Annotated in this window: 14 protein-coding genes; 7 read left to right on the forward strand and 7 right to left on the reverse strand. The window is 74.0% G+C overall.

Going from position 1 to position 13,030, the window contains the following annotated elements; all coding sequences use genetic code 11:
* Positions 1 to 55 precede the first annotated feature (55 nt).
* The gene (locus tag ACWIYF_RS18280) at positions 56 to 601 is read left to right on the forward strand and encodes a VOC family protein (protein WP_448624251.1); all 546 of its coding nucleotides are present in this window, start codon (positions 56 to 58) and stop codon (positions 599 to 601) included.
* Positions 602 to 702: 101 nt separating this feature from the next.
* Complete coding sequence (locus ACWIYF_RS18285) at positions 703 to 1,485, forward strand: DUF899 family protein (RefSeq protein ID WP_448624252.1); 783 nt, start codon at positions 703 to 705, stop codon at positions 1,483 to 1,485.
* Between the two features lie 23 nt (positions 1,486 to 1,508).
* Here ACWIYF_RS18285 and ACWIYF_RS18290 read toward each other — a convergent pair whose 3' ends face one another.
* The 7 genes from ACWIYF_RS18290 to ACWIYF_RS18320 form a co-directional block, all read right to left on the reverse strand.
* On the reverse strand, positions 1,509 to 2,324 hold the full coding sequence (locus tag ACWIYF_RS18290) for a sugar phosphate isomerase/epimerase family protein (RefSeq protein WP_448624253.1): 816 nt from the start codon (positions 2,322 to 2,324) through the stop codon (positions 1,509 to 1,511).
* Positions 2,321 to 3,976 (reverse strand): FAD-dependent oxidoreductase, encoded by a 1,656-nt coding sequence (locus tag ACWIYF_RS18295; RefSeq protein ID WP_448624254.1) that lies wholly within the window; start codon positions 3,974 to 3,976, stop codon positions 2,321 to 2,323. The genes ACWIYF_RS18290 and ACWIYF_RS18295 overlap by 4 nt, the downstream gene beginning before the upstream one ends.
* Positions 3,973 to 4,737 carry an SDR family NAD(P)-dependent oxidoreductase gene (locus ACWIYF_RS18300; RefSeq protein WP_448624255.1) on the reverse strand — a complete coding sequence of 255 codons (765 nt, stop codon included), beginning with the start codon at positions 4,735 to 4,737 and terminating at the stop codon, positions 3,973 to 3,975. Before ACWIYF_RS18300 ends, ACWIYF_RS18295 begins: the two co-directional genes overlap by 4 nt.
* Positions 4,737 to 6,395 carry an FAD-dependent oxidoreductase gene (locus ACWIYF_RS18305; protein WP_448624256.1) on the reverse strand — a complete coding sequence of 553 codons (1,659 nt, stop codon included), beginning with the start codon at positions 6,393 to 6,395 and terminating at the stop codon, positions 4,737 to 4,739. The genes ACWIYF_RS18300 and ACWIYF_RS18305 overlap by 1 nt, the downstream gene beginning before the upstream one ends.
* Before the next feature lie 67 nt (positions 6,396 to 6,462).
* Complete coding sequence (locus ACWIYF_RS18310; protein WP_448624257.1) at positions 6,463 to 7,263, reverse strand: SDR family NAD(P)-dependent oxidoreductase; 801 nt, start codon at positions 7,261 to 7,263, stop codon at positions 6,463 to 6,465.
* 3 nt (positions 7,264 to 7,266) lie between these two features.
* A complete protein-coding gene (locus ACWIYF_RS18315; protein WP_448624258.1) occupies positions 7,267 to 8,643 on the reverse strand; it encodes an aromatic ring-hydroxylating oxygenase subunit alpha in 1,377 nt (458 codons plus the stop codon).
* A complete protein-coding gene (locus tag ACWIYF_RS18320; protein WP_448624259.1) occupies positions 8,640 to 8,885 on the reverse strand; it encodes a hypothetical protein in 246 nt (81 codons plus the stop codon). Before ACWIYF_RS18320 ends, ACWIYF_RS18315 begins: the two co-directional genes overlap by 4 nt.
* 212 nt (positions 8,886 to 9,097) lie before the next feature.
* On the opposite strand from ACWIYF_RS18320, the gene ACWIYF_RS18325 reads away from it, so the two are divergent.
* From ACWIYF_RS18325 to ACWIYF_RS18345, 5 genes are read left to right on the forward strand one after another with little or no spacing between them, the layout of a single operon-like run.
* Positions 9,098 to 10,477: an aromatic ring-hydroxylating oxygenase subunit alpha gene (locus ACWIYF_RS18325; RefSeq protein WP_448624260.1), complete on the forward strand. Its 1,380-nt coding sequence runs from the start codon at positions 9,098 to 9,100 to the stop codon at positions 10,475 to 10,477.
* Positions 10,477 to 10,716, forward strand: a complete 240-nt coding sequence (locus tag ACWIYF_RS18330; RefSeq protein WP_448624261.1) for a hypothetical protein — start codon at positions 10,477 to 10,479, stop codon at positions 10,714 to 10,716. The genes ACWIYF_RS18325 and ACWIYF_RS18330 overlap by 1 nt, the downstream gene beginning before the upstream one ends.
* A gap of 5 nt (positions 10,717 to 10,721) precedes the next feature.
* Positions 10,722 to 11,615 (forward strand): SMP-30/gluconolactonase/LRE family protein, encoded by an 894-nt coding sequence (locus ACWIYF_RS18335; protein WP_448624262.1) that lies wholly within the window; start codon positions 10,722 to 10,724, stop codon positions 11,613 to 11,615.
* Positions 11,612 to 12,088: a nuclear transport factor 2 family protein gene (locus tag ACWIYF_RS18340; RefSeq protein WP_448624263.1), complete on the forward strand. Its 477-nt coding sequence runs from the start codon at positions 11,612 to 11,614 to the stop codon at positions 12,086 to 12,088. The genes ACWIYF_RS18335 and ACWIYF_RS18340 overlap by 4 nt, the downstream gene beginning before the upstream one ends.
* 13 nt (positions 12,089 to 12,101) lie before the next feature.
* Positions 12,102 to 13,028, forward strand: a complete 927-nt coding sequence (locus ACWIYF_RS18345; protein WP_448624264.1) for a carboxymuconolactone decarboxylase family protein — start codon at positions 12,102 to 12,104, stop codon at positions 13,026 to 13,028.
* Positions 13,029 to 13,030 lie beyond the last annotated feature (2 nt).

Below are 13,030 nucleotides of genomic sequence, written 5' to 3' on the forward strand. Positions count from 1 at the left end.
GAAGTCGGCAGCGTTACTAGGCTGAGACTCCAGAAAGTCGTCCCGAGGAGGCCCCGTGGCGCCCCTGATCCGGTACCCGGTGCAGCAGCACGCGTTCGTCGTGGCCGACCTCGACGAGGCGATCCCGCGCTGGATCGAGACGACCGGGGCCGGGCCGTTCTGGGTCAGCCGCAACCACCGCGGCCGCGACCACACCTACCGCGGCGAGCCGTCGGACCACCCGCTGCACTACGCCTTCGCCGGCACCGGCCCCACCCACGTGCAGCTGATCGCGCAGGACGACGACACGCCCTCGATCTACCGCGAGATGTTCGGCCCCGGCGAGGAGGGGTTCCACCACATCGCCGTCCTCGTCCCCGAGGCCGAGATGCCCGCCGAGGTGGCCCGGTTCGAGAAGGCCGGCTTCGAGGTCGCCGACACCCTGTGGTCCTACGTCCCGGTCGCCTACATCGACTGCCGCGAGGCGATCGGCTGCTTCGTCGAGCTGCACGGGGAGAACCAGGAGATCCGCGACCTGTTCGCGCTGTTCCGGGACTCGCACGCCGAGTGGGACGGCGTCACCGACCCCGTGCGCGTCCGCAGCCGCACCTCCTCCGCCTGAGCGGAGTGCCCGCGCCCGCCGCGATGAGTTCCGGCGCGGTCGCGAGTCCGTTCTGGCGACCGTCGCAGGACGTCGTTCGACCAGACACCACGGAGGACACCATGGCGACCACGCCGGACGCCCCGACCAGCGCGCTGCCCGGCCGCCCGCCCGTCGTCGACCTGGCCACCTGGCAGGCCGCCCGGGACGAGCTCCTGGTGCGCGAGAAGGCCCACACCCGGGAGGGCGACGCCCTCGCCGCGGCCCGCCGCCGGCTGCCGATGGTGGAGTTCGACGGCACGGTCGAGGTCGTCGGACCGAACGGCCCGGTCCCGTTCCTGGACCTGTTCCAGGGCCGCGACGAGCTCGTGGTCTACAAGCACATGTGGTACGACGGCGCACCGCACCAGGGGCAGTGCGAGGGCTGCACCATGACGACCTGGCAGCTGAGGGACACCGTGTACCTCAACGCCCGCGGCGTCTCGTTCGCCGTCCTCACCACGGGCCGGTGGGACGAGGTGGCCGCCTACGTCGACTTCATGGGCTACACCCAGCCCTGGTACTCGGTGCGCGACGTGGCGGAGCCGGTCGGCGGGGAGATGGGCTACCTCACCTGCTTCCTGCGCGACGGCGACCGCGCGTTCCTCACCTACTCCACGACGGGCCGCGGCAACGAGCCGGTCGCCGCGTCCTTCGGCCTGCTCGACAGGACGCCGTACGGCCGCGGCGAGGCGTGGGAGGACAAGCCCGAGGGCTGGCCCGAGGGGCGTCACGCGTGCTGGTACTGGCGCTCGGACGCGGACGGCAACTTCACCTGGGGCCCGACCAGCCGCCCCGTGCCGCAGTGGACCCGCCCCGGCGCGACCCCCGTGGAGACGCTCGGCCGGCATGGCCCCCACCACTGACCCGTGACGGCGCCGGCGAACGCTCAGGGCGCGAGCAGCGCGCGGGTGGCCTCGGCGAGGCGGCGCACCCAGCCGGCGGGGTCCGAGCGAGCGGCGGGGTTGGGGGCCTCCACGCTGACCGGGGCCGACGGATCGACCCGGCGCAGGAGGTCGGCCAGCGGCAGGACCCCCTCCCCCGGTGGCAGCCGCTGCCCCACCGCCTCCTGCACGGCGCGGCGCAGCCCGGCCGGATCGGTGTCGGCCGGCGCGGCCGACGCCGCGTCGCAGAACTGCAGGTAGGGCAGCCGGGCCGGCCCGAGGAGGTCGAGGTCGGCCGGCGTCCCCCCGCCGCGGGCCAGGTGGAGGGCGTCGACCAGCACGCCGGCGTCGTCCGCACCGGCCGCCTCGAGGAGGGCCAGGGCGTCGGCCGGCGTGCGCAGCGCGGAGAACACCATCGGCTCGACGGCGCACCGCAGCCCGTGCCCGCGGGCGAGGCCGGTCAGCTCGCCGAACACCTCGGCCCGCCGCACCGGCTCGGGGTCCTCCACCGCCGTGAGCAGGAACCGGGCGCCGAGCTCGGCGCCGATCGCCAGCAGCGGCTCGGCCTCGGCGGCCGCCGTCCCGGGGCGGAGCCGGAACACCTCGACGTCGAGCACGCCCAGGCCGGTCGCGGTCAGGGCGGCCGCGGTGGCGCGGCGCAGCGGAGCGTCTCCGACGAGGTCGAACCCCGTCCCGTCGCTCGCCGGCAGCAGCCGCAGGGCACCGACCAGGTCGAACCCGGCGGCTGCTGCGTGCCGCACGAACTCCGGCGGCGGCACGTGCAGCGCGCTCAGGGAGGCCAGCGACAGGGGGCGGCTCACCCCGGCGCGGCCACGGCACGTGCCCCCGACCTCGCCCTGGCAGAGGCGTCGCGCCCGGCGCGGTAGCCGAAGACCAGCGCGGGGCCGAGCGTTCCGCCGTGCCCGCCGTAGGTCATGCCCATCACCGAGGCCATCGCGTTGCCGGCGGCGTAGAGGCCGGGCAGCGGCTCGCCGTCGACGTCGAGCACCCGGGCGTCGCCGTCGGTCTGCGGGCCGCCCTTGGTGCCGAGGGCGCCGACGCGGACCTGCACGGCGTAGTACGGCGGGGTGTCCAGCGGGCCGAGCGTGGCCTGCCGCGTCTCGCCGAACCGGACCCGGTCGCCCCAGGCCCGGTCGTGGTGGCTCTCGCCGCGGCCGTGGTCGGGGTCGGAGCCGGCCGCGACGTTCGTGTTCCACCGCTCGACCGTCGCGTCGAGAGCGGCCGCCGGGACGCCGATCCGCTCGGCCAGACCGGCCAGGGTGGGCGCGGTGGCGATCCAGTCGGGCACGGGCTCCGCGGCCGTGCGCCCGGCCAGACCGTAGGTGGCGAAGTAGTGGTGGTCGAAGAGCAGCCAGGCCGGCGAGTTGACGTACTCGAAGCGGGCGACGTCGACCACGTGGAAGGCGTTGCCGAGGGCGTTGTAGTTGGCTGCCTCGTCGGTGAACCGGTGCCCGTCCCGGTTGACCATGATGCAGTGCGGCCGGGTGCGCTCGGAGTTGATCTGCCAGGGCTCGACGCCGCGGCCCTCGATCGGCACGTCGATGGCGGCCACCCACCAGGCCTCGCGCATGGTGCCCAGCGCGGCGCCGACCCGCATCGCCATCCGCAGCCCGTCACCCGTGTTGGTCGGCACGCTGACCGGGCGCTCCAGCGGGCCGCGGAGGAAGGCCCGCACGAGGTCGGGGTCGCGCTCGAAGCCGCCGGTGGCAAGGACGACGCCGCCGCGGGCGCGGGCCTGGAACGGGCCGTCCGGCCCGAGGAGGCGCACGCCCACCACCGCGCCGTCCTCGACGAGCAGCCGCTCCCCGCGGCAGCCGGTCCGCGGGACGACGCCGCGGTCGAGCAGCCCGCGCAGCAGCCGGCCGATCAGCGCCTGACCGCAGGCGCGCTCGTCGCGCACCCGCCGGCGGGCCAGTTCCTCGGCGGGCACGCCGTCGGGGGCGCGGCGGCCGAGCCCGGTCTCGCTCATCGCGATCTCGCCGGTGAGCTGGTAGCCGCGGGTGACCCGTCCGGCCCACTCCCCCAGCTCCTCGAACGGGAACAGCGGGCACTCGACGGACCGGCCCTCGCGGCGCCCGCCCGGGTGCTCGGGGTGGTAGTCGGAGAGGCCGAGCACGGTCTCGAAGACCACCGGGCTGTTGTCCTCGAGCCAGTCGACGACCTCCGGCGCGGTGTCGACGAAGACACCGGCCAGGGCGGGGTCGATCAGGCCGTGGGACAGCGAGTCCAGGTAGGTGAGGACGGTCTCCCGGTCGTCGGGGATCCCGAGCTCCCGCTCGTGCCGGTTCAGCGGCAGCCAGGAGACGCCGCCCGACCACGCGGTGGTGCCGCCGACGGTGTCGGCCTTCTCGAACAGGCCCACCGACGCGCCATCGGCTGCCGCCCGCAGCGCCGCGGTCAGGCCGGCCGCGCCGGTGCCGAGGACGACGACGTCGTACTCCTCGGCGCTCATCGCGCCAGGTAGCCGCCGTCCACGGCCAGCGCGTGGCCGGTCGTGAACGAGGAGTCGTCGGAGGACAGCCACAGCACGCCGGCCGCGATCTCGTCCGGCGTGCCGAACCGGCCGAACAGGCTCAGCCGACCGGCGACCTCCTGCGGATCGCGGCCGCGCGCGGCGATCGCGCCGAGCAGCATCGGCGTCTCGATGGCGCCGGGGCAGACGGCGTTGATCCGGATGCCGTCGGCGGCGTGGTCGACCGCGCCGGCCCTGGTCAGCCCGAGGACGCCGTGCTTGCTGGCGGTGTAGGCGGCCTGGTGCGGCTGCGGGCGGAAGGAGTTGGTCGAGGCGATGTTGACCACCGTGCCGCCCCGCCCCTGCGCGCGCATGGCCCGGATCTCGTACTTCATGCACAGGAACACCGACCGGAGGTTGACCGCGAGCATCCGGTCGTAGGTGTCCTCCTCGCAGTCGGCCAGCGGCTGCGTCTCGTTCTCGATGGCCGCGGCGTTGACGCCGTGGTCCAGGCCGCCGAACTCGCGCACCGCAGTCTCGACCATGGCCTGCACGTCGCCGCTGTCGGACACGTCGGTGCGGCGGAACACCGCCCGGCCGCCCTTGTCGGCGATCTGCGCGGCGGTCTGCTCGCCGCCCTCGACGGCGACGTCGGCGACGACGACCGCCGCCCCCTCCCCGGCGAACGCCAGTGCGATCGCCCGGCCCATGCCGCTCGCCGCTCCGGTGACGACGGCGACCCGGCCGTCGAAGCGGGCCATCAGCCCGCGGTGCCGGCCGACGCGGCCGGTTCGGCGGCGACCCGTGCGGCCGCGTGCCGTCCGGCCAGGAAACCGAAGACCATGGCCGGCCCGAGTGTGCCGCCGGCGCCGCCGTAGGTCATCCCGAGCACCGACGCCATGACGTTGCCGGCGGCGTAGAGCCCCTCGATCGGCTTCCCGTCGACGTCGAGCACCTGCGCGTTCGTGTCGGTGCGCGGGCCGCCCTTGGTGCCGAGGCAGCCGCTGTACACCCGCACGGCGTAGTACGGCGGCGTGTCCAGCGGGCCGATGGTGGTCTCCGGCCCGTCGCCGAGGGCGCTGTCGCCCCACCACCGGTCGTGCAGGCTCTCGCCCCGCCGGAAGTCGGGGTCGCGCCCCTCGGCGGCGTGGGTGTTCCACCGGGCGACGGTCTTCTCCAGCTCGGCGGCCGGGACGTCGATCTTCTCGGCCAGGGTCGCGAGGTCCGGCGCCTCGACCATCCAGTCGGGTGTGGCGCGCCCCTGGCCCGACTTGAACCCGGCCAGCCCGTAGCGCTGCAGGTAGTGGTCGTCGAAGAGCAGCCAGGCCGGGTGGTTGACGTAGTCGAACTCGGTCACGTCGAGCACGTGGAAGGCGGCGCCGAGGGCGTTGTAGTTGGCCGCCTCGTCGGCGAACCGGCGGCCCTTCTTGTTGACCATGATGCTGTGCGGCCGGCTGCGCTCGCCGTTGACCTGCCAGCCGGCGAGGGTCCCGTCGGGCATCGGGACGTCGATGATCGGCACCCACCAGGCCTCGCGCATGTTTCCGAGGCCGGCGCCCAGGCGCATCGCCATGCGCAGCCCGTCGCCGGTGTTCGTCTGGATGGCGGCCGTGCGCTCCAGGGGACCGCGGATGAAGGTCTGCACCAGGTCCCGGTCCCACTCGAAGCCGCCGGTGGCCAGCACCACCCCGCCGCGCACCCCGACCTGACGACGGCCGGTCGCGGTCTCCAGCACGACGCCGGTCACCCGGCCGTCCTCGCGCACCAGCTCGACGGCGCGGGCGCCGGTCTCCGGTTCGATGCCGCGGTCGAGGCAGCCCTTGAGCAGCGCCCCCACGAGGCCCTGCCCGGCGCCGCGCTCGTCCCGGACCTGCCGGCGGGCCATCTCGTCGGCCGGCACGCCACCGGGCGCGCCACGGCCGAGCGAGGTCTCGCTCATCAGGATGTTGCCCGACAGCTGCGGGCCGACGGTGACCCGGTGCTGCCACGGCCCGAGGTCGGCGAACGGGAAGAGCGGGCACTCCAGGGACCGCCCGCCGCGCCGGGCGGCGCCCGGGTGCTCCGGGTGGTAGTCCGGGAAGTCCTTGATGACCTGGAAGCGGGCGGGGGTGTGCTCCTCCAGGTAGAGGAGCACCTCGGGCCCGGCATCCACGTAGGCGGCGGCCAGCCGCTCGTCGATCAGGCCGTGCGACATCGACATGAGGTAGGTCAGCACGTCCTCGCGGCTGTCCTCGAGCCCGAGCTCGGCCATGTGGTGGTTGTGCGGGATCCAGACCATCCCGCCCGACCACGCGCTGGTGCCGCCGACCTTGTCCGCCTTCTCGAAGACGGCGACCCGCGCGCCGCCGTCGTGCGCCGCGATCGCGGCGGTCAGCCCCGCGGCCCCGGTGCCGAGCACCACGACGTCGTAGGTGTCCATGTCGACCTCCCCCACCGGCGGGTGCCGGACGGCGTCACGAAAGCAGCTAACTGGTGTCGTCGTCAAGTTACTCCGATTGCCAGCGGTCCTCCACCGTGCGGCCGCCCTCACGACCGCCGCCGACCAGCACGTTCTGCCCGGTGACCCACGACGAGGCAGGGCTGGCGAGGTAGAGCACCGCGGCCGCCATGTCCTCCGGCGTGCCGAGCCGCCCGAGCGGCACGGTCGCGGTCAGCCGCGGCAGGTCGGCCTCGCTCAGCTTCAGAGCCGAGAAGAAGGTCTCGGTGGGCACCATGCCCGGCGACACCGCGTTGACGCGGATCCCCGAGGGCGCCAGCTCCGCGGCGAGGGTGGCGGTCAGGTTGAGGACGGCGGCCTTGGCCGCGCCGTAGGCGCCGGTCCCGGGCGCGGCCCGCATGCCGGCGCCGGAGGCGATGTTCACGACCGCGCCGCCGCGGGGCAGCCGGGCGACCGCGGCGCGCACGCACGCCAGCAGCGCGACCAGGTTCAGCTCGAGCATGTCGCGCAGCTGCTCGTCGGAGGTCCGCACCAGCGGCCGGACCGACGGGTCGTCGGTGCCGCCGGCGTTGTTGACCCAGATGTCGAGCCGGCCGAGCTCGGCCACGGCGGCCGCGGCCAGCCGCTCCGGCGTGTCCCCGCGCAGGTCGGCCGCGATCCCCACCGCCCGCCGGCCGCGGGCGCGCACCTCGTCGGCCACCGCGGCGACCTCGTGCTCCCGGCGGGCGGTCACCACGACGTCGGCCCCGGCGTCGGCGAGGGCCAGCGCGATCGCCCGGCCGATGCCCCGGCCGGAGCCGGTGACCACCCCCACCCGGCCGTCGAGCCGGAACAGGTCCAGGATCGACACGGCTCAGGCCCCGTCGGCCACCCACTTGTCGTACAGCGAGTGGAAGTGGCGGATCTTGCTCTCCTGGTAGACCGCGAACGAGACGCCCGGCTTGCGGGTCGCCTTCAGGCCCTTCTGCACCGCCTCGAGGTTGAACTCGTCCTGGTCGAAGACTCGCGCCAGGGAGCCGAGCTCCTCGACCGCGCTGCGCCACGGCTCGTCGGGGCCCAGCCGCTTCTCGGGGGCCGGCGGGGGCCGCTCCCCGTTGAACGGCGAGAGCAGGAAGACGTCCATGATGCAGCTCTCGTGGTCGTCGCCGTTGGGCCGCCAGCGGTAGGTGATCTGGTTGTAGCCGCCCCACGGGTGCATGTTCGGGAACACCGTGAGGAAGTGGCTGTCGACCAGCTCGGCGTCGCAGAGCTCCTCGGCCCGGTCGCCGATCACCGGCCGCAGCGAGCGGCGGGCCGACTCGGCCAGCGTCTGGCGGGCCGTCCAGCCGTCGGGCACCTCGAGCATCGGCGGGTCGTCGATGCGCTGGTCGATCTGCGAGTTGAGCCGCTCCTGCTCCGTCGGGTCCCAGGGCAGGTAGGGGCTGGGCACCCCGCGCGGGGAGATCGCCCGGGAGACGTTGCCGAAGACGTCGTACTGGGAGTTGGCGTCGCCGAAGCCGGGCAGCAGCTGCGGGTGCGTGGTGATCACGTGGAAGGACTCCATGAAGGCCTCCTGCGCGACCTTCCAGTTGGTCCGCAGCACCTTGGAGATGTGCACCCGCGTGTAGCGCTCGTCCAGCGGCCAGCGCTCGAAGAGCGGGTCGATGTTGCCGAGGTAGTCCTCCAGCGGCTCGCAGTCCGGATCCGGGTTGATGAACACGAACCCGGCCCAGGTGCCGACCTCGACCTCGGGCAGGATCCAGCTGTCCGGCCTGACCTGCGGGAAGTCCCAGGCGCTCGGTACCCGCTTGAGCTTGCCGTTGAGCGACCAGCAGAAGCCGTGGAAGGCGCACTCGAACTCGCCGACCCGCCCCGGCCCGTCGCGCAGGGCGCGGCCGCGGTGCAGGCAGGCGTTGACGAACGCCTTGATGCCGCCGGCCCCCGGTGCGGCGCGGACCAGCAGGTAGGACTTGTCGGCGATGTCGTAGACCTCGGTGTCGCCGACCTCGGCGAGCGCCTCCTCGCGGCAGGCGAACTGCCACACCCGCGACCAGAGGTGCTCCTTCTCCTTCTCGTGCCAGGCCCGGTCGAGGTAGCGGTCGACCGGGATGTCGTCCTCGCCGAAGTAGCCGGGCTCGTCGATGCGCAGCAGGGGCGGCACCGGCTTGCTGTCGCGGTCGAGCAGGTCCTGGTAGGTCGGGCCCTTGCCGCGGAAGCCGGTGCGCGAGCGGATGTCGGGTTCGGCCGTCATGAGAACGTCTCCTCGGTCTCGAAGCGGCGGCTGCGGCTGCCGGGACCACCGGCGTGCTTGCCGCCGCTGACGATCCAGCGGCACAGCTCGGGGTCGGCCCGGAACACCTCGCCGGCCACCCAGTTGCCGTCCCGGTCGAAGCGACCCTGCTTGCCGTCGCGCTCGGTGACCAGCACCGGGCCGTGGTCGTCGGGGGCCCACTCGTACACCGCGCGGCTGAGCGCGTGCTGGATCTTGCGCATCGACCCTCCATCGGGGCGGGCAGCGGCCGCGCGGCGTCTCGCGCGGCGGTAGTAACTGCTGTCCGTGCACAGTAAGGGCGGACCAGGTCCCGGTCCAGGGTGCCGGTCGACAACCCCGGGGCTACTTTGTACGGTGAGCCTCCAGTAAGTACAGGCACCGCTCACTACGGACACCGCGCCCCTCGTCGGGGCGGAGGGGAGCCGGGACCGCCGTGACGATCTCCGAACGGCCCGCGAAGCAGCGGACGCCGGGACTGAGCTGGTACGACCTGGTGCTCGAGGACGACCAGCCGGTGCCGGAGCACCTGCGGGAGCGGTTCCCCTACAGCGCGCGCACCCAGCACGTCCCGGTGGAGCGCTACACCAGCCGCGCCTGGCACGAGCTCGAGCGCACGCACCTGTGGCGCCGGGTCTGGCAGATGGCCTGCCGCGAGGAGCACCTGCCCGAGGTCGGCAGCTACGTGGTCTACGAGATCGCCGGCGACTCCTACCTCGTCGTCCGCACCCGCGAGGGCGGCATCAAGGCCTACGTGAACGCGTGCCTGCACCGCGGCCGGGCGCTCAAGGACTTCGACGGCCGGTGCAGCGAGTTCCGCTGCTCGTTCCACGGCTTCACCTGGAAGCTCGACGGCACCCTCCGCTACATGCCGGGCTCACGGGAGTTCCCCGAGATCGAGGCCGACCGGGACGCCTGGCGGCTGCCCGAGGCCAAGGTCGGCACCTGGGGCGGGTTCGTGTTCATCAACCCCGACCCCGACTGCGAGCCACTGGAGGACTTCCTCGGCACGCTGCCCGAGCACTTCGCGCTCTGGGACTTCGAGCACCGCTACCTGCAGGCGCACGTCGCGAAGAAGATCCGCTGCAACTGGAAGGTCGCCCAGGAGGCCTTCGACGAGGGGCTGCACCTCGGCGCCACGCACCCGCAGTCCGCGCCCTACGTCGGCGACGCCAACAGCGCCGTGGACGTGTACGGGAACTACGCCCGCCAGATCAGCCCGTCGGGCACCCCGATCGAGGACATGCCGGTCGAGCCGACCGAGCGCGACATCCTCGCCCGCATGCTCGACGTCCGGGAGGGCGAGGAGCTGCCGATCCCGTTCTCCCAGCGGACGACCGCCCGCGACAGCATGGCCCGGGCCGCCCGCGAGCGCTGGCGGGACGTGCTCGGCGACGAGGCCGAGTCCATCTCCGACGGCGAGCTGCTCGACCACTGGAACTACGCGGTGTTCCCCAACCTGCACCCGTGGGGCGGCTACAACCGCATCGTCTACCGGTACCGGCCCAACGGCGACCGGCACGACGAGTGCATCTTCGAGGTCATGTTCCTGACGCCGTTCCGGGGCGAGCGGCCGCCGCCGGCGTCGATCACCTGGCTCGACTTCGAGGACTCGTGGACCAAGGCCACCGAGCTGCAGACGCTCGCGCTGGTCATGGAGCAGGACACGTTCAACATGGAGGCCGTGCAGCGCGGGCTCCAGACCACCCGCATGCCGTACGCGATCATCTCCGACTTCCAGGAGGACGTGATCACCTGGCGGCACGACCTGCTCACCGAGTGGGTCGAGAAGCGGGCCGAGGAGGACGCCGGGTGATGGAGCCGCAGGGCGGGATCCGCCACCCCCTCAACCCGCGGGCGCTCTACACCCCGGACGAGGGCGGCACGGTCCGCGTGACCATGGGCGAGCGCTGGGGCCGGTTCCGCAAGGACGGGCTCTGGCTGGAGGGCCCGCTCTTCGAGGCCGATCCCGAGCTGTGCCTGTGGGTGTCCTCGCCGCGGCCGACGGGGCACCACCGGATCAGCCGCCTCATGGACATGCCGGCCGAGCGCTGAGGCCGATGCCCGCCCGGGCCGCGGAGGTGGTGGTCGCCGGCGGCGACCAGCTCGGCGAGTGCCCGGTGTGGGACGAGCGCGCCGGCGTCCTGCACCGCGTCGACGCGCTGGCCGGCGCCGTCCTCTCCCACGACGTGGCAGCGGGCACCGAGCGGCGCACCGACGTGGGCCGGCACCTGGGCAGCCTGGTCCTGCGCGAGGACGGCGACGGCCTGCTCCTCGCCACGCACGGCGGCTTCCGCGCCCTGGACCTCGCGTCCGGCCGCAGCGACCTGCTCGCGCCGGTGGACCCGGCCGTGCTGATGAACGACGGCGGCTGCGACCCGGCCGGGCGCTTCCTCGCCGGGACCATGACCCGCGACGTCGTCCCCGGCCGCGGGGCGCTCTACCGCTACGAGCCGCCGGACACCGCCGTGCCGGTGCTCGACGGCCTCACCGTCAGCAACGGGCTGGCGTGGGACGAGGCCGGTACCACGCTGTTCCACATCGACACGCCGCTGCGCCGCGTCAACCGGCTCGCCTACGACCCGGGCACCGGCACGGTGACCGGCCGCCGCCCGGCGTTCGACCTCTCCGCCTACCCGGGGCTGCCGGACGGGATGGCGATCGACGCCGAGGGCTGTCTGTGGGTGGCGTTCTGGCGCGGCGGCGCGGTCCGCCGGTTCACCCCGGACGGCGTCCTGCTGGAGGAGCTGGAGGTGCCGGTGCTGCGCACCACCAGCTGCTGCCTCGGCGGCCCCGACCTGCGCGACCTGTACGTCACCACCGCCCGCCGCAGCATCCGGGAGGTGCCGGCCGAGGTGGAGGAGCTCGCGGGCGCGGTGTTCCGGTTCCGGGTCGACGTCCCCGGCGTGCCCGCGCACCGGTGGAGCCCGAACGGACACGAGGAGGCCACATGAGCACGGTTCCCGCGGCGGACGACACGGACCGCCCGCTCGACGCGTACGACCTGATGATGATCCACCAGCTGCTGGGGTACTACGGCCACGTCGTGGACGACAAGGACTGGGAGCGTTTCGACGAGCTGTTCACGCCCGACGCCACGCTGGACTACACCGCCGCCGGGGCGCCGGCCGTCTACCACGGGGTCGAGGAGATCCGGGCGTTCTTCCGCAGCGTCGACCATCCCTCGGCGCACCACGTCGTCAACATCGTCGTGACCGAGCGCGACGGTCAGGTCCGGGTACGCAGCAAGTTCTTCGCGCCGTACACGCGCGAGACCCACACGCCCAAGCGGTGGAAGGGCGGCACGTACGACGACGTCGTCGTGTCGACCGACGCCGGCTGGCGGTTCGCCTTCCGCGCGTGCACCGCCGCCTGGCAGTTCACCACCGACGACGAGCCGGTCGAGCCGCACCGGCGTACCTGGTAGCGAGGAGAGAACCGTGAGCACGAGCCTGGCCACGAGCGTCGGGTTGGCGGCGCCGCTGCGCGCCCTGCGCCCGGAGGCGACCGACCTGCTGGACGTCGCCGTCGCGCGGGCCTGGGACGCCGTCGACCACGACCTGCTGGCCGCGCTGCGCGCCCGGGCGGCCGTGCTGCTCGGCCATCCGGACGGGCGGCGGACCTCCTCCCCCGACCCGCTCGTCCGCGACTGCGGGGAGTTCGCCGAGCAGTTCGTCCTCGACGTGTCCGGCGTCGGCGAGGCCGAGCGGGACCTGTTGCGCCGGCACCTCGACGAGCCGGCGGTGACCGATGTCGTCCGGGCGTTCTTCCTCGTCGAGTACGCGCTGCGGCTGGAGCTGGTGTCCACCCGGCTGTTCGACGGCCCCGTCGCCGGCCCGGCGCGCCGGCCGGGCGCCCGTGCGGCCGATCCCTCCGCGGCCCTGCGTGCCGCGCTGGCCGACTACCAGGACGCCGTCGTCCGCGGGACCGCGCTGGACCCGGTGCTGACCGAGCTCGTCCGGCTCCGTTGCGCCCGCACGCACAACTGCCGGATATGCTGGACGCTGCGGCTGGCCGACGCCCGGGAGGCCGGCGCCGACGACGCCGTCACCGCTGCCGTCGACCGCTACGAGACCAGCGACCTCGACGAGCGCACCAAGGCCGCGCTGCGCGTCACCGACGCGCTGATCACCCTGCCCACCGGCCTGTCCCCCGACGCCGCCGCTGCGGCCCGGGCCCTCCTCACCCCGAAGGAGCTCGCCGAGCTGTGCCTGGACGTCGCCAAGTGGAGCACCCAGAAGGTGCACGTCGCCCTGGGGACCGACTCGGCCGACCGCCTCCCGCTCGACGCGCAAGGCGTGAGCTTCTTCCGGTTCGGCGCGGACGGGCGGGTGGCCGGGTTCTCGGCCCGGCCCGACGGCGGTTGACG

It is taken from the genome of Geodermatophilus sp. URMC 64 (assembly GCF_053502555.1).

What these genes read in the sequence shown, in the direction of transcription:
- ACWIYF_RS18335 (WP_448624262.1), top strand. Translation starts at nt 10,722, where the DNA reads ATGCCCGCCCGGGCCGCGGAGGTGGTGGTCGCCGGCGGCGACCAGCTC.
- ACWIYF_RS18315 (WP_448624258.1), bottom strand. Translation starts at nt 8,643, where the DNA reads ATGACGGCCGAACCCGACATCCGCTCGCGCACCGGCTTCCGCGGCAAG.
- ACWIYF_RS18330 (WP_448624261.1), top strand. Translation starts at nt 10,477, where the DNA reads ATGGAGCCGCAGGGCGGGATCCGCCACCCCCTCAACCCGCGGGCGCTC.
- ACWIYF_RS18300 (WP_448624255.1), bottom strand. Translation starts at nt 4,737, where the DNA reads ATGGCCCGCTTCGACGGCCGGGTCGCCGTCGTCACCGGAGCGGCGAGC.
- ACWIYF_RS18340 (WP_448624263.1), top strand. Translation starts at nt 11,612, where the DNA reads ATGAGCACGGTTCCCGCGGCGGACGACACGGACCGCCCGCTCGACGCG.
- ACWIYF_RS18285 (WP_448624252.1), top strand. Translation starts at nt 703, where the DNA reads ATGGCGACCACGCCGGACGCCCCGACCAGCGCGCTGCCCGGCCGCCCG.
- ACWIYF_RS18305 (WP_448624256.1), bottom strand. Translation starts at nt 6,395, where the DNA reads ATGGACACCTACGACGTCGTGGTGCTCGGCACCGGGGCCGCGGGGCTG.
- ACWIYF_RS18295 (WP_448624254.1), bottom strand. Translation starts at nt 3,976, where the DNA reads ATGAGCGCCGAGGAGTACGACGTCGTCGTCCTCGGCACCGGCGCGGCC.
- ACWIYF_RS18320 (WP_448624259.1), bottom strand. Translation starts at nt 8,885, where the DNA reads ATGCGCAAGATCCAGCACGCGCTCAGCCGCGCGGTGTACGAGTGGGCC.